The organism is Streptomyces sp. NPDC007872 (assembly GCF_042868165.1).
Lineage (GTDB): Bacteria > Actinomycetota > Actinomycetes > Streptomycetales > Streptomycetaceae > Streptomyces.
Window position 1 is genome coordinate 377,048 of record NZ_JBIAEA010000006.1, and the last position, 16,555, is coordinate 393,602.

At 74.6% G+C, this 16,555-nt stretch carries 16 protein-coding genes and 2 pseudogenes; 7 read left to right on the forward strand and 11 right to left on the reverse strand.

Going from position 1 to position 16,555, the window contains the following annotated elements:
• Positions 1-70: 70 nt before the first annotated feature.
• Positions 71-1,267 carry a CaiB/BaiF CoA-transferase family protein gene (locus ACFYNX_RS23590; RefSeq protein ID WP_365540072.1) on the forward strand — a complete coding sequence of 399 codons (1,197 nt, stop codon included), beginning with the start codon at positions 71-73 and terminating at the stop codon, positions 1,265-1,267.
• Positions 1,268-1,417: 150 nt separating this feature from the next.
• Here the strand turns inward: ACFYNX_RS23590 and ACFYNX_RS23595 are convergent, their stop codons facing one another.
• Positions 1,418-1,690, reverse strand: a complete 273-nt coding sequence (locus ACFYNX_RS23595; RefSeq protein WP_388663824.1) for a hypothetical protein — start codon at positions 1,688-1,690, stop codon at positions 1,418-1,420.
• Positions 1,691-2,014: 324 nt separating this feature from the next.
• Between ACFYNX_RS23595 and ACFYNX_RS23600 the strand changes: the two genes are divergently transcribed.
• Entirely contained in the window at positions 2,015-3,064 is a 1,050-nt protein-coding gene (locus tag ACFYNX_RS23600; protein WP_388663826.1) for a protein kinase, read from the forward strand.
• Here the strand turns inward: ACFYNX_RS23600 and ACFYNX_RS23605 are convergent.
• Positions 3,048-3,854, reverse strand: coding sequence for an SGNH/GDSL hydrolase family protein (locus ACFYNX_RS23605; RefSeq protein WP_125663236.1), 807 nt, complete (start codon positions 3,852-3,854; stop codon positions 3,048-3,050). The genes ACFYNX_RS23600 and ACFYNX_RS23605 overlap by 17 nt on opposite strands.
• Positions 3,855-4,196: 342 nt before the next feature.
• On the opposite strand from ACFYNX_RS23605, the gene ACFYNX_RS23610 reads away from it, so the two are divergent.
• Entirely contained in the window at positions 4,197-5,315 is a 1,119-nt protein-coding gene (locus tag ACFYNX_RS23610) for a DUF5925 domain-containing protein (RefSeq protein ID WP_365540074.1), read from the forward strand.
• 6 nt (positions 5,316-5,321) lie between these two features.
• On the opposite strand, the gene ACFYNX_RS23615 is transcribed toward ACFYNX_RS23610, so the two are convergent.
• Positions 5,322-5,696 (reverse strand): GntR family transcriptional regulator, encoded by a 375-nt coding sequence (locus ACFYNX_RS23615; protein WP_125663240.1) that lies wholly within the window; start codon positions 5,694-5,696, stop codon positions 5,322-5,324.
• A gap of 73 nt (positions 5,697-5,769) precedes the next feature.
• On the opposite strand from ACFYNX_RS23615, the gene ACFYNX_RS23620 reads away from it, so the two are divergent.
• Both ACFYNX_RS23620 and ACFYNX_RS23625 read left to right on the forward strand, forming a co-directional pair.
• Positions 5,770-6,693: a GNAT family N-acetyltransferase gene (locus ACFYNX_RS23620; RefSeq protein WP_365540076.1), complete on the forward strand. Its 924-nt coding sequence runs from the start codon at positions 5,770-5,772 to the stop codon at positions 6,691-6,693.
• A complete protein-coding gene (locus ACFYNX_RS23625; protein ID WP_388663830.1) occupies positions 6,674-7,159 on the forward strand; it encodes a DUF402 domain-containing protein in 486 nt (161 codons plus the stop codon). Before ACFYNX_RS23620 ends, ACFYNX_RS23625 begins: the two co-directional genes overlap by 20 nt.
• 6 nt (positions 7,160-7,165) lie before the next feature.
• Here the strand turns inward: ACFYNX_RS23625 and ACFYNX_RS23630 are convergent, their stop codons facing one another.
• Both ACFYNX_RS23630 and ACFYNX_RS23635 read right to left on the reverse strand, forming a co-directional pair.
• The gene (locus tag ACFYNX_RS23630) at positions 7,166-7,660 is read right to left on the reverse strand and encodes a DUF6299 family protein (protein ID WP_388663832.1); all 495 of its coding nucleotides are present in this window, start codon (positions 7,658-7,660) and stop codon (positions 7,166-7,168) included.
• A gap of 75 nt (positions 7,661-7,735) precedes the next feature.
• A pseudogene (locus tag ACFYNX_RS23635) lies at positions 7,736-8,261 on the reverse strand (tripartite tricarboxylate transporter permease); the annotation flags it as partial.
• On the opposite strand from ACFYNX_RS23635, the pseudogene ACFYNX_RS23640 reads away from it, so the two are divergent.
• Positions 8,242-8,400: pseudogene (locus ACFYNX_RS23640) on the forward strand (two-component system response regulator); the annotation flags it as partial. The pseudogenes ACFYNX_RS23635 and ACFYNX_RS23640 sit on opposite strands and share 20 nt — an antisense overlap.
• Before the next feature lie 171 nt (positions 8,401-8,571).
• Positions 8,572-9,636: a lytic polysaccharide monooxygenase gene (locus ACFYNX_RS23645; protein ID WP_388663834.1), complete on the forward strand. Its 1,065-nt coding sequence runs from the start codon at positions 8,572-8,574 to the stop codon at positions 9,634-9,636.
• Between the two features lie 62 nt (positions 9,637-9,698).
• On the opposite strand, the gene ACFYNX_RS23650 is transcribed toward ACFYNX_RS23645, so the two are convergent.
• The 6 genes from ACFYNX_RS23650 to ACFYNX_RS23675 all read right to left on the reverse strand — a co-directional run bounded on the left by ACFYNX_RS23650 (position 9,699) and on the right by ACFYNX_RS23675 (position 16,459).
• Entirely contained in the window at positions 9,699-10,787 is a 1,089-nt protein-coding gene (locus ACFYNX_RS23650; protein WP_388663836.1) for a hypothetical protein, read from the reverse strand.
• Between the two features lie 316 nt (positions 10,788-11,103).
• Positions 11,104-11,988, reverse strand: coding sequence for an esterase/lipase family protein (locus tag ACFYNX_RS23655; protein WP_388663838.1), 885 nt, complete (start codon positions 11,986-11,988; stop codon positions 11,104-11,106).
• Positions 11,989-12,256: 268 nt separating this feature from the next.
• Complete coding sequence (locus ACFYNX_RS23660; protein WP_388663840.1) at positions 12,257-13,150, reverse strand: S1 family peptidase; 894 nt, start codon at positions 13,148-13,150, stop codon at positions 12,257-12,259.
• A 171-nt stretch (positions 13,151-13,321) separates the two neighbouring features.
• Entirely contained in the window at positions 13,322-14,110 is a 789-nt protein-coding gene (locus ACFYNX_RS23665; RefSeq protein ID WP_365540100.1) for a DUF1684 domain-containing protein, read from the reverse strand.
• A 7-nt stretch (positions 14,111-14,117) separates the two neighbouring features.
• Positions 14,118-15,425 (reverse strand): NtaA/DmoA family FMN-dependent monooxygenase, encoded by a 1,308-nt coding sequence (locus ACFYNX_RS23670; RefSeq protein ID WP_388663842.1) that lies wholly within the window; start codon positions 15,423-15,425, stop codon positions 14,118-14,120.
• Positions 15,422-16,459 (reverse strand): LLM class flavin-dependent oxidoreductase, encoded by a 1,038-nt coding sequence (locus ACFYNX_RS23675; protein WP_388663844.1) that lies wholly within the window; start codon positions 16,457-16,459, stop codon positions 15,422-15,424. Before ACFYNX_RS23675 ends, ACFYNX_RS23670 begins: the two co-directional genes overlap by 4 nt.
• Between the last annotated feature and the right edge of the window lie 96 nt (positions 16,460-16,555).

The following is a 16,555-nucleotide window of genomic DNA, read 5'->3' on the forward strand; positions in this document are numbered from 1 at the left end:
GCGGGGCCGGTCGGGGGGTGACGCATCCCCTGGTGACAAGGGCCGGTCCGGCAGGGTAGGCAGGGCGGTCATGAGCACTCAGCCCCTCCCCCTCGAAGGGATCACGGTCGTCGCCGTCGAGCAGGCGGTCGCCGCGCCCTTCGCCACCCGCCAGCTCGCCGACCTCGGCGCCCGCGTCGTCAAGGTCGAGCGCCCCGACGGCGGCGACTTCGCGCGCGGTTACGACACCGCCGCCCGGGGCCTGGCCTCCCACTTCGTGTGGTGCAACCGCGGCAAGGAGTCGGTGGCGATCGACCTCAAGGACCCCCGGGGCCTGGCCCTCGTCCGGCGGATGACGGCCGGGGCCGACGTCTTCGTGCAGAACCTGGCGCAGGGCGCGGCGGCCCGCCTCGGTCTCGACGCCGCCACCCTGTGCGCCGCGCACCCGCGGCTGATCGCGGTGGACGTCTCGGGGTACGGGGCGCGGGGGCCGTACGCGCACCGGCGGGCCTACGACATGCTCGTCCAGTGCGAGGCGGGCCTGGTGTCGGTGACCGGCACCCCGGAGCAGCCCGTCAAGTCGGGCATCCCGGCGGCCGACATCGCCGCCGGGATGTACGCCTTCTCGGGCGTCCTCGCCGCGCTCGTACGGCGCGGCGCGACCGGCCGGGGCGGGCCGGTGGAGGTCTCCCTCCTCGACTCGCTCGCCGAGTGGATGGGGCACCCGCTGCACCACGGGACGCACGGGGGCGCGGCCCCGGCGCGCACGGGGCTCGCGCACGCGGTGATCGCCCCGTACGACGCCTATCCGACGGCGGACGGGGGCCTGGTGCTGCTCTCCGTGCAGAACGACCGGGAGTGGCGGCGGCTCGCCGAGCAGGTGCTCGGCCGGCCCGGTCTCGCCGACGATCCGGCCTTCGCGACGAACGCGGCGCGGGTGGCGGGGCGCGCGGCGACGGACGCGGCGGTCGCGGAGGCGCTGGCCCCGCTGACGACGGAGGGGGCGCTGGCCCGGCTCGACGCGGCGGGCATCGCCTGCGCCCGGCTCAACTCGGTGGCGCAGCTCGCGGACCATCCGCAACTGACGGCCCGTGACCGGTGGCGGGAGGTGGAGTCACCGGTCGGACCGCTGCGGACGCTGCTGCCCCCGATCGTGTTCCCGGACGCGCCGGAACCGCGGATGGACCGGATCCCGGCCCTCGGCCAGGACACGGACGAGGTCCTCGCCGGGCTCGGGCTGCGGGAGGCGGAGGTGAAGGAGCTCAGGGACGCGGGGGTGGTCGCCTGACGGGGACGGGGACGGATCCGGGGCGGGGACGCCCGGACCCGGGCGGCCGCGCGGGCCCCGGCAGTGCGGGCACGACGAACGCCGGACGGGCGGGGACACGTCCGGCGGGGTCGTTGTCGGGGCCCTGTGGGCGGCCGGGACCGCGGCAGGTCAGCGGCGGGTGCCGAAGAGGGAGCGGCGGAGGCGGCGGAGCGGTGCGAAGAGCGAGACCCGGGCGCTGCGGCTGCGGTGACCGTGCACCGGAACCTCCCGCGTACGCGTCGTCAGTTCCCGCATCAGCAGGGTCGCCTCGGCCGCCTCGCGCCGGGGCACGGCGGGTCCGCCGAGCACCGCGAGATGACGGTCGAGCCGCGAACTGGTCGCGCTGCTCCCGCAGGTGATGGCAGGCACTCGCGGCCTGCTGCGCATTGCTATCTGTTCCATGTCACTCCCCACCCGTACAAGGGCACCCGACCCGGGCAGGTTAACCCTATCGCCCCGTCATGACACCCGTGTATCCCGACGTCGGGATTCAACGCACCCGTAAGGGGGTGAACGGTCACCCTCCGAATCCGTCTGATTCCAGGGCGAGTTGGACAGGGCTCGAACACCTGTCGAACCGTCACGAACCATCCTGCACTCCGGGGTGACCGCCCGGGGCGCGAAGGGGCGTGTGATCTCCACCACCAAGATCCACCGGCGGGGCCGGGAGGCCCGCACCCGCTCCGGACCGGAGCCGGAAGGGCGGCCCTCGGCTACCGTGGATCCATGACGGTGATCGCGGGTCGTTACCGGCTTCTGGACGTCCTGGCCGAGGGGGCGACGGGCACCGTCTGGCGCGCCCTGGACGGGACGAGCGGCCACGAGGTGGCCCTGAAGGAGTCCCGGGTCCCGCCCGGACTCCCGGCGGACGAGGTGCCGCTGCTCCACGCGCGGCGGGAGCGCGGGGCGCGGGCCGCCGCGCGGATCTCCCACCCCTCCGTCGTACGGGTCCTCGGCGTGGTCACCGACGACGGCCGGCCCTGGGTGGCGACGGAGCTGGTCCGGGGCCTCACCCTCGCCGAGACCCTGGAGGCGGGCGGGCCCCTGCCGGCGCGCGAGGCCGCGCGCGTCGGCGCCGAGGTCCTGGCCGGACTGCGGGCGGCCCGGGAGGCGGGCGTCCCCCACCGGGGCGTGGAGCCGGAGGACGTGCTCCTGGGCAACGACGGCCGGGTGGTCGTCACCGGCTTCGGCGGCGCGTCGCGGGCGGAGGAAGCCGGCCCGGCCGAGGAGCTGCGCTCCCTGGGAGCGCTCCTGGGGACGATCGCGGACGACCGGTCAGGTCCGCTGGGCACGGTGATCGACGCGCTCCGGGGCGAGGGGCCCGGGGGCGTCCCGGCGGCGGAACGGGCCGAGCGGGAGCTGCGGCGGGTGGCGGGCGGCGCACGGACGCCCACGGACGGCTCACGGTCGGACGGGTCCGGCGCGCGGGCGGGCGGTGGCGCATCAAAGACGGGCGCCTCCCCGGCGGGCGTCTCCCCGGCGGACGCGCCCGCGACGCGCCGGAGCGCCCACGGGAACGGCACGCCCTCCGCCCCCGGCACGGCCCCCGCCCCCGGTACGCCGTCCGGCCGGAGGACGAGGACGCCCCGCCGGGTCCCCGTCCTGGTGGCCGGGGTCGTCGGGGCGCTGCTCATCGCGGGGGCGCTGGTCTACCACGCGGTGCGGGACGACGGGCCGGGCGCCGGGCCGGGCGCGCCGGGCGGCGTCACGAGCACCGTTCCGGCCGGTTCCGGCGCCACGGGGGCGGACGGCGTACCGGCTACGCCGCGTTCCTGAAGGTCGGCAGGTAGCCGCCGGACTGTCCGGCGGCGGTCGGGTGGTACGACTCGCCGATGTTGAGCCAGTTGACGCTGTGCAGCCAGGCCGAGCCGGAGCAGATCTCGTGTCCGGTGAAGGCGGAGACGACACTGGCGAAGGTGTAGCCGTGGTCGGCCGCGCGCTTGGCCACGGCGGCGTTGAGGTAGTCGGAGGCTCCGTTGATGGCGCGGCGCTCGCCCTCGCTCAGGCCGGCCACGCAGGTGCCGTTGAGCTGGTAGAAGCGCGGATAGCCGAGGACGACCACACGGGCGTTGGGTGCCTTGGCCCTGATGGCGTCGTACACGGAGTCGAGCTTGCCGGGCAGGGTGGAGTCGACGTAGGCCTTGGCCTGATTCACACGGCTGACGCAGGTGGACTCGGACTGGAGCACACAGGTCGTCATGACGTCGGCGAAACCGGCGTCATTTCCCCCGATCGTGACGGAGACCAGGTCGGTGGCGGCCGAGAGCGGTCCGAGCTGATTCGCGGTCACATCACCCGTTCGGGCGCCCGAGCAAGCGGTGAAGGCGAACGAGGAGGGGGCGTTCGCGTTCTTCCAGAGGACGGGGTACGCCTTCGTGGAGCGCTTGCAGTCGCCGCTGGCGCTGTCGTAGCTGCCGGCTCCCACGCCGGAGGAGTACGAGTCGCCCAGTGCCACGTAGTCGAGTGCGGCGGACTCCGCGGCCTGGGCGGCGCCCGCCCCGGTGAGGGCGAGGACGGCGCCGAGGAGGAGCGAGGAGGAGAGGGCGGTGAATCGGGACAGTCTCATGGAACCTCCCTGTAGCAGGATCTCTGCGTTACCAGGTAGTAGCAGTGGATCCGCCACCCAGGAAGTGTTCATGTCAAAACTGGGGGTGAACTTCTTCCGATCCTCCGTCAGGGACCGTCGAGATCCGGCCACGAGGGGAGGCGGATGGTCCGCTCCCGCTCTCCACCGCGGAAGGTTCGTCTCCCCCGGCCGGCCGCGCGGCGAGCACGACGGGCGCGGCGCGCTCGCCCGCCGCGCCGGGGGCGCCCTGCGGGGCCACTGGACCTGACGTACCGCCACTCCGGCGACCGGGAAGCGCGCCCCGCCCAAAACACGGTGCGCGGCGCAACCGGCTGCCGGATCATGAGCGCCATGGCTGACACCCCACCGGCACCGTCCGCGCCGCAGCGGTCGCTGCCGATCCGGTTGAACCTCGACGACAGCGACGCGCCGTCGGACGTCGTCGACGCGCTGTTCCTCGGCCGCTTCGCGACCGGCGAGCAGCCCCACGCCCACGGCACCACCCTGGACCGGGTCAGGCCGGAGGCGACGCTGCTCCCGGCGGGCGCGCGCGTGCTGCGGGCCTCGAAGGACGACGACCGCAGCGCCCTGCTCGCCGAGGGCGAGGGCTGGACGCTCCTGGTCTCCCGCTGGAACCGGGGCGCGGACGTCACCGTGACGGCCACGGACGAGGAGCTGGCGCGGCGGATCCTCGCCGAGGCCACGGACGGGGCGAAGGACGAGCCGGAGCCGCAGCCCGAGAACGTGACGATGGGCTTCTGGCACATGTCGCCCCGGCGCGGCCCGCACCGCACCACCCGGCAGATCGGCGCCGGGACGTGGGAGGAGGTCCGGCCCCACTACTCGGCGCCGGTGGCCGAGTCCATGGACCGGCTGATGAAGGTGACGCCCGACTCCGTCGCGGGACGCCTCCTGCTGCTGCACGGGCCGCCGGGCACCGGCAAGACGTCCGCGCTGCGGACGCTGGCGCGGTCCTGGCGGGACTGGTGCCAGGTGGACTGCGTGCTCGACCCGGAGCGGCTCTTCAACGACGTCGGCTATCTGATGGACATCGCCATCGGGGAGGACGAGGGCACGGCGAAGGGACGCTGGCGGCTGCTGCTCCTGGAGGACTGCGACGAGCTGATCCGGGGCGAGGCGAAGCACACGGCGGGGCAGGCCCTGTCGCGGCTGCTGAACCTGACGGACGGCCTGCTCGGGCAGGGGCGGAACGTCCTGGTCGGGGTCACCACCAACGAGGACCTGGAGCGGCTGCACCCGGCCGTGGTCCGGCCGGGCCGCTGTCTGGCCCGCATCGAGGTGGGGCCGCTGAGCCGGGCCGAGTCGGTGGCGTGGCTCGGGCGCGAGGAGGGCGTGCCGCGCGAGGGCGCGACGCTGGCGGAGCTGTTCGCGCTCCGCCGCGGCACGCCCCCGGCGGACCTTCCCGAGCCCCGCACGGCGGGGGCGGGGCTCTACCTGTAGGGCTTCCTAGCTGTCGTACGCCGCCCGCAGGGCCTCGCTCATCGCCGCCTCGGCGGCCTCGCGGCTGAGGCCGAGGCGGCGGGCCTCCTCTGCGTACTGGGCGGCGGCGGTGGCGGCCCGGCGGCTCGCCGCGTCCCCGGCGGCGGCGACGAAGGTCCCGTGGCGCCCGCGCGTCTCGATGACCCCGTCCGCCTCGAGGGCCTTGTACGCCTTGGCGACCGTGTTCGCTGCGAGCCCCAACTGCTCCGCGAGTCCCCGTACCGTCGGCAGTTTGTAGCCGACCGGCAGTCCGCCCGACCGGGCCCGCTCCGAGATCTGGGCACGCAGTTGTTCGTAGGGAGCGGTGGTGGATTCGTGGTCCACGACGATGGTGAGTGTCACCCGCCGATTCTGCCCCCACCCCGCCGGAAAAGGGGAGGCGGTGGTGCGCGCTGCGGCCGTAACGTGCGCCCACATGACTGTGATCGTCCGTTACGCGGGGGACGGGGACGCCGAGGGCTTCGCCCGGGTCCGCCGTGCCGCGCTCCCCTTCATGCTCGCGACCCCGGAACAGCTCGTGTTCGACTGGGCGCACGCCCACCCCGACAGCCACGCCCGCCCGTTCGTGGCCGTGGCCGGGGACGGCGCGATCGTCGGGACCGTCCAACTGCGGATCGCCCACGATTCGCCGGAACCGGGCGTCGGCTCCCTCAACGTGTACGTGGACCCCGCCCACCAGGGTCTCGGGGCCGGGACGCTGCTGCTGCGCGCCGCCGAGGAGCACCTCGCCCGGCACGGGGCGCGCACCCTCTACAGCTGGGTCCTGGACGCGCCGGAGCACCGTGCCTGGGCCGGGCGGCGGGGTTACTCCCCCAGCCGTTCCGCCCATTTCCTCCGGCTCGATCTGGTGGGGACCGGGCTGCCGCCGCTCCAGGCGCCGCCCTCCGGCGTCGAGCTGCTCACGGCCGGGGACTTCGCGGCCGACCCCCGGCCGCTGTTCGAGCTGGACGCGGTGACGTCCGCGGACGAGCCGGGCGACGTGTCGGTCGCGCTGGACGACTACGCGCACTGGCGGGAGGCCACCTGGAACCACCCCCTCCTGGACCGGACGCTGACGACGGTGGCGGTGGTGGACGGGGTGCCGGCCGCGTTCAGCGTGGCGCAGACGGACGGGCTGGGCCGGTACAACACGGGGATGACGGGCACGGCTCCGGCCTTCCGGGGCCGGGGGCTCGCCAAGCTGGTGAAGAACGCGTCCCTGCACCGGGCCCGGGAGGCGGGCTGCACGGAGGCGTTCACCGGGAACGACGCCGGCAACGGGCCGATGCTGGCGATCAACGAGTGGTTCGGCTACGAGATCGCGGCGACGGAGGTGCGGCATGTCCGGACGCTCGGTTGAGGTCGTCCTGACGAAGGCGGGCCGGACGAAGATCCGCTATCCGGCCGAGGTGCTCGTGGAGGAGCCGGGCCGGCTCTCGGTGCGCGCGCCGTGGGCGGCCGAGGGGGTGCGGGACTTCGGCTTCGTGCGGTTCGAGCCGGGCGACGTCTTCGTGGAGCACTACTGGCGGGAGCGCTGGTTCACGGTCAAGGAGGTGCGGTCGGCCGACGGCGTCCTCAAGGGCTGGTACTGCGACGTCACCCGGCCGCCCGTGATCGGCGGCTCCGGGGTGGTGGTCGAGGACCTGGACCTGGACCTGTGGGTGTCGGCGGACGGCAGCGAGGTGCTGCGGCTCGACGAGGACGAGTTCGCGGCGAGCGGTCTCGCCGCCTCCGATCCGGAGGCGGCGGACCGGGCCGTGGCCGCCCTGGACGAGCTCGAAGCGCTCGGCCACGCCGGTCTGGTCGACCTGCTGGGCGGGGCGTAGGAGTCGTCAGCGCAGCTCGACGTCCGCCTTCTCGCTGACGAGGAAGCGGGGCAGCGGCAGACCGGTCCCGTTGAGTTGCATGAGGGTGGCCTCCACGCGGGCGGCGCCGGGGCTGTAGGCGGGCTCCTTCACCACGGAGCTGTTGGTCCAGGTGTGAAGGTGTCCGTCGCAGACGGCCCGGGTGCCGCCGATGCCGGTGGAACGGTCCCCCTGGACGAGCGTGGAGCTCACGAAGACGGGGCCCGCGCTGTCGTCGAGGCAGCGGTAGGTGCCGGAGAGGCTGACGGTGCTGTCGTCGGCGACGGTTCCGTACGCGTCGACGAAGAGGCCGTTGGTGAAGAGGCCGTCGCGGGCCTGGCCGGCGGTGAGCCGGTCGGTGGCGTGGTGGCCGCCGGTGTGGTGGTCGCCGGCAGGGTGGCCGTCGGCCCCTCCCGCGTGGGCGAGGGGGGCGACGGCGGCGGTGAGCAGGGCGGATGCGGCGAGAACGAGCCGGACGCGCATGAGGGGGTCCCTTCGGGGTGGGGGATGGTGCTGCCCGCCAGGGATACCCGGATCCGGCCGTCGAATGGCCGAAGTTCATCCCTTCGGAGGGGCGGGGTCCTCACGCCGGGTGACCGCCCGCCGCAGGAGCGGCCAGGCGAGCAGGAGGACGACGACCGCGTACACGGTGATCGAGAACGGGGTGTTCACGAGCCCCGCCGGGGAGCCGTCGCTGATCTGGAGGGCGCGGCGCAACCGCTGTTCGGCGGCCGGGCCCAGGATGACGCCGATGACGGCGGGCAGCACCGGCAGGCCGTAGCGCCGCATCCCGAGGCCGATCAGGCCGATGGACGAGCAGGACGACCGGGTCGAGCGCCTCGCCGCCCACCGCGTACGCGCCGACGGCGGCGAAGAAGAGGATGCCGGCGTAGAGGTACGGGCGGGGGATGCGCAGCTTGGCCCGGACGGGGGCGAGCGGCAGGTTGAGCGCGAGCAGCAGCACCATGCCGACGAAGAGCGAGGCGATCAGGCCCCACACGAGCTCGGGCTCCCGCTCGAAGAGCAGCGGGCCGGGCTGGATGCCGTACTGCTGGAACGCGGCCGGCATCACGGCGGCGACGGAGTGCGCCGAGGCGGGCTCCCTGTCCCGGGTCAGCGCCCGCCGCTACCTGGAGTACTTCGCGGAGACGGGCCGCGCGGAGGTCACCCTCCGCTACGGCGGCACGGGCCGCCCGGAACGCCGCTACCGGCGCCTGGGCTGAGGGAGCCCGGCCGGACCGGCTCCGGTCCGGTTCCTCAGGCGTCGCTTAGCGCCTCCTTAAAGGGGCCCTAAGGATCGCCCTCCCCCGCTCCACGCGGGCTTTTCCGCGGTTCCGGGCGGCTAGCTTGCTGGGCAACCCCCCACGCCCCACCCCGTGAAGGAGCTGTCCCCCATGACCTCTCGCCGTTCGGCCGCAGTCGTCACCGCCGGTACCGTGCTGGCCCTGTCCGGGCTCTCGGCCGTGCCCGCGTCCGCGCACGGGTCGATGACGGATCCGGTGAGCCGGGTCTCGGCCTGCTACGCGGAGGGGCCGGAGTCCCCGAAGTCGGCGGCCTGCAAGGCGGCGGTGGCGGCGAGCGGAACGCAGGCGTTCTACGACTGGAACGCGGTGAACATCGCGAACGCGGCCGGGCAGCACCGGCGGTTGATCCCGGACGGCAAGCTGTGCAGCGCGGGCAACGACAAGTACCGCGGGCTCGACCTGGCGCGGGCCGACTGGCCGGCGAGCAGGCTGGACTCCGGCGCGCACACCTTCCGTTACAAGGGGACCGCGCCGCACAAGGGCTCCTTCGAGCTGTACGTGACGAAGGACGGCTACGACCCGTCGAAGCCGCTGAAGTGGTCGGACCTGGAGGCGAAGCCGTTCCTGACGGTGACCGACCCCGGGATGCAGAACGGCGACTACGTCTTCCAGGGGACCGTCCCGAAGAAGTCCGGCCGCCACCTGATCTACTCGATCTGGCAGCGCTCCGACTCCCCCGAGGCCTTCTACACCTGCTCCGACGTGGTGTTCGGACAGGACGGCGGCTCCCCGGCGCCGAGCGCGAGCGCGCCCACCGACCAGCAGATCGAGGACGGCGCGGACCAGTCCTCGGTCGAGCACGGCGGGCACGGGGACGACGATCCGGCGACCGGCGCCGGGCACACGGGCGCCGGGCACACGGATGCCGGACACACGGGTGCCGCAGGGACCGGCACCGCGGAGGCCGGCAGCGCGGGGACGGGCGGCGAGGGAACGGGCGGCGAGGGAACGGCCGCCCCCGTGTCGTCCTCCTCGGCGCCCGCCGCCCCGGCCACGCCCAACGCGCCCGCGCCCGCCGGTGCTTCCGGTTCCGGTGCGGAGCTGGCCGAGACCGGCGGCGACGCCGGCACCCCGTACCTCGCGATCGGCGGCGCCGCCGTGCTCGCGGTCGGCGCGGCCGTGCTCTTCGGGACCGCCCGGCGCCGCCGGGCCTGACGGCCGTCCGCCCGGGCAGCACGGGGCTGTCCGGGCGGAGACGGTTCTCTGCGGCCGGTGCGTCAGGCGTTGTCCGCCGCGCCGGCCGTCTTCGTGTGCCGCACCACGGCCGCGGCGGCCAGGGCCACGACGGCCACGGCGGCCAGCAGGGCCAGCGCCCTCGCCCAGGCGGACGTGGCGCCGAGGCTGCCGCTCAGCAGGTCGACGGTGCGGGCGCTCGCGACTCCGTGGAGCGCGATGACGGCGACCCCGAGGCCCGCGGCGGCGGCCCAGACCACCAGGGTGTCCCGTACCGCGAGCCATGCGCCGCCCACCAGACAGAGCACGGTGACGACCACGGACAGCGTCTCCGTGTCACCGCCCGCCCGTAGGCCCGTGAGGTCCGTCGGCAGGTGGACGAGGCCGCAGGCGAGCAGCGCGAGCGCCGCGGGCCAGCGCAGGGCCGACCGCAGTGCCGGGGAGGTGCTGTGGCTGCCGGGGCCCGTGGCCAGGGCGCCGTCCAGGGGCGACCCCGTCCGCTTGGCGGCGCCCCGGGGGCGCTTCGGGACGGCGGCGGCGGCCGGGGCGGAGTCCGGAACCGTGTCAGCGGTGCCGGTGCCGGTGGGGCGCCAGTCCGCGCCGTCGGTGCCGAGGATGCCGACGAGCCGCACCACGTCCTCGATCGGCCGTCCCACCGCCGCGGCGCGCAGCGTGGTCTCGGCCTGGTGGAGGTCGTACCCGGAGGCGTTCAGCAGGACGAGCAGTTCCCGCACCTCGTCCAGGGGACGGGTGACGGCCGCCGCCCGGAGCGCCACGTCCGCGGGGCTGGAGAGCTCGCCGGTCTCCTGGAGCCGGGCCACGAGCGCGGCGACCTCGTTCACCGGGCGCTCGGTCGCCGCCGTCGTCAGAAGGGTGTGGATCGCCTCGTCACCGGTGTCGTCCTGGCCCGGCGCCGACGGGACGGCCCGTGCCGTCCCGTCGGCCTCCGCGAGGACGGCCGGTGGTTCGGCCGACGGCTCGGTCGACGGCTCGGCCGACGGCTCGGCCGACGGCTCGATCAGCGGTTCGGCCGGCTGATCGGACCGCCGCGCCTCCGCGGGGGAGGCCGTCAGGACCGGGGTGTCCGGCGTCGCGCAGGGCGGCAGGGCCGGGAGGTCGGGAAGAGCCGGCACGCCGGGCACCGGGGACGGGGAGACAGCCGGCTGAGGGCGTGACCCGGAAACGGGCCCTTGCGGCTCTCTTCCTATGTCGTCTTCCGTCGGGTGGATGTGAGGAAGGTCGGTGGTCATGTCACAGGCTCCGTTCGTGGACATCCCGGAGGCGCCCACTGTGGCTGTCTCGTGATGTGCAAGGAACGCACACTTGACTACGATTAGCGCCCATTGCACCGAGCCGTGCCATCAGAGAGCGTTTCCGTTGCGCCGACAGAGCGACGACGCGCACGGCCGGGCCCCCTCCCGGGGACCCGGCCTCGTACGGACTCCCGCGCTAGCCGATCACGGAGAGGCAGGTGGTCGGGGACGCGTGCGCCGGGTCGAGGGCGTTGGCGACCTCGTGGAAGGCGACCCGGTCCACCGTGCCGATCGCCACGTGCTCGGACAGGTCGAGAGCGCACTTGTCCTGGATGAGGACGTTGGTGACGTTCGGGCCGCTCAGGAACTGCGAGCGGTACGGCGTGACGACCTCGTCGTACTGGGTCGCGATGACGTGGTAGCGGACCCCCGGCACGGTGTCGCCGCCCTCGTTGAGCTTGGTGATGAAGGGCGAGCCGGCGATCTGGTCGGCGAGGCCCGGGGTGTTGGCGCTGATCAGGTCCTCGGCCCCGGGGAAGTACGGCAGGAGCTTGGTGAGGCCCAGCAGGGTGGTGCCGTGGTTGTCGGGGGCGATGCCGACGAGCGCGTTCACCTTCGCGGCCCCGCCGAGGAACTTGAGGTACCAGCGGGGCATCATGCCGCCCTGCGAGTGTCCGACGAGGTCGGCCTCGGGGGCGCCGGTGGCGGCGAGGACCCGGTCGACGTAGGTGGAGAGCTGTCCGGCGGAGGCGGCGATGGGGCCGAGCCCGTGGAAGAGGGGCACGTGGGGGAGCTGCCCGTAGTCGAGCGAGAAGACGCAGTACCCGCGGTCGACGAGGTACGGCGCGAGGCCGAGCCAGTTGTCGACGGAGTTGCCGAAGGTGCCGTGGACGAGGACGACGGGGCGGGGGTGTGCGGCGGAGGGCTTGCAGGAGAAGTCGTTCCAGCCGCGACCGGATGCGGCGACGGCGGCGGTCTCGGCCCGGTCGGGGGCGGCGGAGGCGGCGGTGGGGGCGAGTGCGGCGGCGGCGGTCAGCAGCAGGACGGACAGCGCTCTGACGGCGGACTTCCAGGGCAGCATCGGGCGATCTCCTTGCGGCTCAAGGGGAAAGGTGGGGTGCTACGCCCTGCGGTCCGGACCACAAGTGGGGATGCGCTTCAGCCAAGCTACGCACGGGTAGCCACGACTGGGAAGTTACGCGTCGGTAAAAAGTGATGCGCCGTCATGACCATCTGATAATGCGGCAGTTGGGCGATGCCGTCGTTTCGGCACAGCGGGAAGGCCCCGGTGCCGGAGCACCGGGGCCTTCTCGTCGTCGCGCCGGGGCCGCTCGCCCCGGCGGTCCTTCTCAGAACACGCTCACCCCGTAGGCGCTCAGCGCCTCCGTCACGGGCTGGAAGAAGGTCGTCCCGCCCGAGGAGCAGTTGCCGCTGCCGCCCGAGGTGAGGCCGATGGCCCGGCTGCCCGAGTAGAGCGGACCGCCGGAGTCGCCGGGCTCGGCGCAGACGTTGGTGCGGATCAGGCCGGAGACGATGTCGCCGCCGCCGTAGTTCACGGTGGCGTTGAGGGCGGTCACGCTGCCGCTGTGGATGCCGGTGGTGGAGCCCCGGCGGGTGACCGACAGGCCGACCGTGGCGTTGCCGGCGCTCGTGATGTCCACGCTGCCGACGGTGCCGGACTTGGTGATCGAGGCGTTGGTGTAGCGGACCAGGCCGTAGTCGTTGCCCGGGAAGCTGGACCCGGCGGTGGTCCCGAGGACGGTGGTCTTGGCGGAGTTGGCGTACCAGGTCCCGGCGCCGTCGGTGCAGTGCCCGGCGGTCAGGAAGTAGGAGGCGCCCGCACTGTCGCGGACGTTGAAGCCGAGCGAGCAGCGCCAGCCGGCGTCGGCGTAGATCGGGTCCCCGCCGGATATCAGCTTGCTGAAGCGGCCCGGGGTCCGTTCGACCTTGATGGCGGCGGCGTTGGCCCCGGCCCGCTGCTTGATCTTCGCGATCTCCGCCTCGCTGACGGTGGAGTCGGCGGTGACGACGAGCCGGCCGGTGGCGGTGTCGACGTGCCAGGCCGTGCCGGCCACGTCGGCGGCGCGGACGGCGTCGCCGGTCGCCGCGAGGGCGCTCGCGTCGAAGGTGCCGGTGGGGCCGGCGTTCGCGGCGGGGACGGCGAGCGTCGCGGCGGCGGCGAGGCCGGCGGCGACGGCGAGCAGCCGGATCGTTCTCGTGGGGGTGGTGCGCATGGTCCTCACTTCTCGTTCCTCCCGAGGGGAATCGGGGGCCCGCCGTGGGGGGTCGGGCCCGTGAGGCGCGGCCCGGGGGCCGGCGCTGTGGGGGAGTCTCCGGCCGTACGACTTCACGCCGCAAGGGCGCCTTTCAGCCGTACAGCCGTCAACTACCCCGTACCAGGCAGGGGGTGGGGATCAGGCGCGCGCGAGGCGCCGCTCCCCCGCCGGGACGGCCACGTCGAGCGTGTTCCCCGGCGGCGGGAACGGGCAGAGGAAGTGGTCCGCGAAGGCGCACGGCGGCAGCACCGCCCGGTTGAAGTCCACCGTCACCGTGCCGTCGGCCGCCGGGGCCGGGGGCTTCAGGAAGCGGAAGCGGTGGCTGTCGCGGCCGCTGGTGGCGTCCGCGAAGACCGCCCACAGGGAGCCGCCCTCCTCGACGGCCACCTGGAGCACGTGCTCGTCGCCGTCCAGCGCGAAGACCAGCTCGCCGGCGAGGCCGAGGCCCCGCTCCCGGCCGTCGGCGTTCTCGACCCGCACGCTGCGGGTCTCCCCGTACGGGCGGAAGACGCCGGGCACCACCCAGCGCTCGTCGTACGGGGTGGCCTCGATGCCCCGGAAGGCGCGGCGGGTCTCCGCGTCGGGGTCGAAGTCCCGTACGGCCCACTCCCCCTCGCGCCGCAGCACGACGATCCGCCGCCCGGCCGCCGCGACCCGGGACTCCTCGGGCGGGCCCTGGTCGGCGGCGAGCCGGACGGTGCCGGTGAAGGGCTTCCCGTCGACGGTGAGGCCGTCCGCCTCGGCCGCCGTCAGGACCACCTCGTCACCGTCCGCCCGCCACTCCCCCGGAACGGCCGGAATTCGACCCTCCGGGTGGTCGGTGAGCCAGTGGTTGCCCGTGAGGGAGAGCAGCCCGTACGGGGAGGAGACCGAGGCCTCGCGTCCCTCGTGCCACTCCCGCCAGTCCTGCCGTGGATCCGTGCTCATGCTTTTCTCAACCCTTTCGTACGGGCTCGGGGAGCCCGAGGTGGGACCGGAGCGTCGTACCGGTGTACTCCGTGCGGAAGGCCCCGCGCTCCTGGAGCAGGGGGACGACCCGGTCGACGAAGTCGTCGAGGCCGCCGGGAGTGAGGTGCGGGACGAGGATGAAGCCGTCGGCGGCGTCCGTGGCGACGAACTCCTCCAGGGCCGCCGCGACCGTCTCCGGGCTGCCGACGAAGGACTGCCTGCCGGTGGTCTCGACGACGGTCTGCCGGATCGAGAGCCCCTTGGCCTCGGAGAGCGCCCGCCACTTCCGGGCGACGCCGACCGGGTCGGCGACCCGCACCCTGCCCTGGACGAGCGCCGAGTCCGGGTCGGGGTCGACGTCCGGGAGCGGCCCGTCGGGGTCGTAGCCGGACAGGTCCCGGCCCCAGACCTGCTCCAGGGCGAGGATCGCGTTCTGCGGGGAGACCTGCTGCCGGCGGATCTCGTCGGCCTTCTCCCGCGCGTCAGCGTCGGTGTCGCCGAGGACGTACGTCACGCCGGGCATGATCTTCAGGTCGCCGGGCCGCCTGCCGTGGCGGGCGAGCCGGCCCTTGACGTCGGCGTAGAACTCCCGGCCCGCCTCCGGGGTGGAGTGGCGGGTGAAGACGACGTCGGCGCCGGAGGCGGCGAACTCGCGGCCCTCGGGCGAGTCCCCGGCCTGGATGACGACCGGGTGTCCCTGCGGGGAGCGCGGGACGGTGAACTCGCCGTCGATCCGGAACTGCGGCCCGGTGTGGGCGAAGGGCTCCGGGGTGCCCTCCGGGGTCCAGGAGTCCCACAGCTCCCGCGCGGTGGCGAGGAACTCGGCGGCCCTCGTATACCGGTCGGCGCGGTCCAGGTAGCCGCCGCGCCGGAAGTTCTCGCCGGTGAAGGCGTCCGAGGAGGTGACCACGTTCCAGGCGGCCCGGCCCGCGCTGAGGTGGTCGAGCGAGGCGAGCCGGCGGGCCAGTTCGTAGGGCTCGTTGAAGGTGGCGTTGACCGTGGCGGCCAGGCCGAGCCGGTCGGTGACGGCGGCCAGCGCGTTCAGGACGGTGATCGACTCGGGCCGGCCGACGACGTCGAGGTCGTGGATGCGGCCCGCGTGCTCCCGCAGCCGCAGCCCCTCGGCCAGGAAGAAGAAGTCGAAGAGGCCGCGCTCGGCGGTCCTGGCGAGGTGCTCGAAGGAGGAGAAGTCGATCTGCGAGCCGGAGCGCGGATCGGCCCAGACGGTGGTGGAGTTGACGCCGGGGAAGTGCGCGGCGAGGTGGATCCGCTTGCGGGGTCCCGGAGTGCTCATGCGCCCGCTCCCGTCCTGGCGCGCGCGCCGGCGGCGTACTGGCTCTCGGGGCGGACGAGCCCCAGGTGGTCGCGGAGGGTGGTGCCCTCGTAGGCCGTGCGGAAGGAGCCCCGGTCGGCGAGCAGGGGCACGGTCTCGGCCGTGAACCGCTCCAGGTCCCGCTCCGGGACGGCCGGGACGAGGTGGAAGCCGTCGACGGCCCCGCCCCGGTGCCAGTCCGCGATCAGTCCGGCGAGCGCGCCGGGCCCGCCCTCGTACGCGTCGAGGTCGACGGTCAGCGTGAGCAGGACGCGCAGTTGTCCGGGGTCGCGGCCGTGGGCGCGGGCGCCCCGGTGCAGTTCGGCGCGCAGGGCGGCGGCCTCCTCGGCGGTGGCGGCCCCGATCAGGACCACGTCGGCGTGGTGGGCGGCGGTCTCCCGGGCGGCGGGGCGGGTGGCGTCGACGACGGTCACCGGGTTGCCCTGCGGGGGCCGGGGGACGATCGAGGGGCCCTTGACCGAGAAGGTCGCGCCCTGGAAGTTCACGTGGTGCAGCTTGCGGCGGTCGACGAACCGCCCGGTCGCCGCGTCCCGTATCTCGGCGTCGTCCTCCCAACTGTCCCAGAGCTTGCGGGAGACCTCGGCGACCTCGCCGGCCTCCTGCCACAGCTCGGCGGTGGGCGGGGCCGGGCGGCGGCCGAAGAGCCGGGCCTCGGCGCCGGTCGGGGAGACGTCGATCCGCCAGCCCGCCCGGCCCCGGCTCACCCAGTCGAGGGTGGCGACGGCGGCCTGGACGTGGAAGGGCTCGGTGTGGGTGGTGGTCACGGTCGGCACCAGGCCGACGGAGCGGGTCTCCGGGGCGACCCGGGCGAGGACGGCGAGCGCGTCGAGGCCCGGGCGGGCGAAGGAGTCGTCGTGGGTGAGGAAGTCGAGCCCGGCGGCCTCGGCGAGGCGCGCGAGCGCGACCGTACGGGCGGCGGTCTCCGGGCCCGGGGCGGCCGGGCCGGGGCCCGGGGCGAGCTCGGCGGCGAGGTGGAGCGGTCGGGTGCTGGTCATGCGGTCTCTCTCGGAAGGGTTCTCGCGGGGCGGGGCGGGGCGCCCGGTTCGCGGTGCCGAGCCGTTTCGCCCGGCCCGTGGTGCGGGGCCGGTCGC

Coding starts and splice junctions, on each gene's coding strand:
- ACFYNX_RS23595 (WP_388663824.1), bottom strand. CDS start 1,690: ATGGAACAGATAGCAATGCGCAGCAGGCCGCGAGTGCCTGCCATCACC.
- ACFYNX_RS23605 (WP_125663236.1), bottom strand. CDS start 3,854: ATGAGACTGTCCCGATTCACCGCCCTCTCCTCCTCGCTCCTCCTCGGC.
- ACFYNX_RS23665 (WP_365540100.1), bottom strand. CDS start 14,110: ATGAGCACGGATCCACGGCAGGACTGGCGGGAGTGGCACGAGGGACGC.
- ACFYNX_RS23645 (WP_388663834.1), top strand. CDS start 8,572: ATGACCTCTCGCCGTTCGGCCGCAGTCGTCACCGCCGGTACCGTGCTG.
- ACFYNX_RS23610 (WP_365540074.1), top strand. CDS start 4,197: ATGAGCGCCATGGCTGACACCCCACCGGCACCGTCCGCGCCGCAGCGG.
- ACFYNX_RS23670 (WP_388663842.1), bottom strand. CDS start 15,425: ATGAGCACTCCGGGACCCCGCAAGCGGATCCACCTCGCCGCGCACTTC.
- ACFYNX_RS23655 (WP_388663838.1), bottom strand. CDS start 11,988: ATGCTGCCCTGGAAGTCCGCCGTCAGAGCGCTGTCCGTCCTGCTGCTG.
- ACFYNX_RS23625 (WP_388663830.1), top strand. CDS start 6,674: ATGTCCGGACGCTCGGTTGAGGTCGTCCTGACGAAGGCGGGCCGGACG.
- ACFYNX_RS23600 (WP_388663826.1), top strand. CDS start 2,015: ATGACGGTGATCGCGGGTCGTTACCGGCTTCTGGACGTCCTGGCCGAG.
- ACFYNX_RS23630 (WP_388663832.1), bottom strand. CDS start 7,660: ATGCGCGTCCGGCTCGTTCTCGCCGCATCCGCCCTGCTCACCGCCGCC.
- ACFYNX_RS23590 (WP_365540072.1), top strand. CDS start 71: ATGAGCACTCAGCCCCTCCCCCTCGAAGGGATCACGGTCGTCGCCGTC.
- ACFYNX_RS23675 (WP_388663844.1), bottom strand. CDS start 16,459: ATGACCAGCACCCGACCGCTCCACCTCGCCGCCGAGCTCGCCCCGGGC.
- ACFYNX_RS23620 (WP_365540076.1), top strand. CDS start 5,770: ATGACTGTGATCGTCCGTTACGCGGGGGACGGGGACGCCGAGGGCTTC.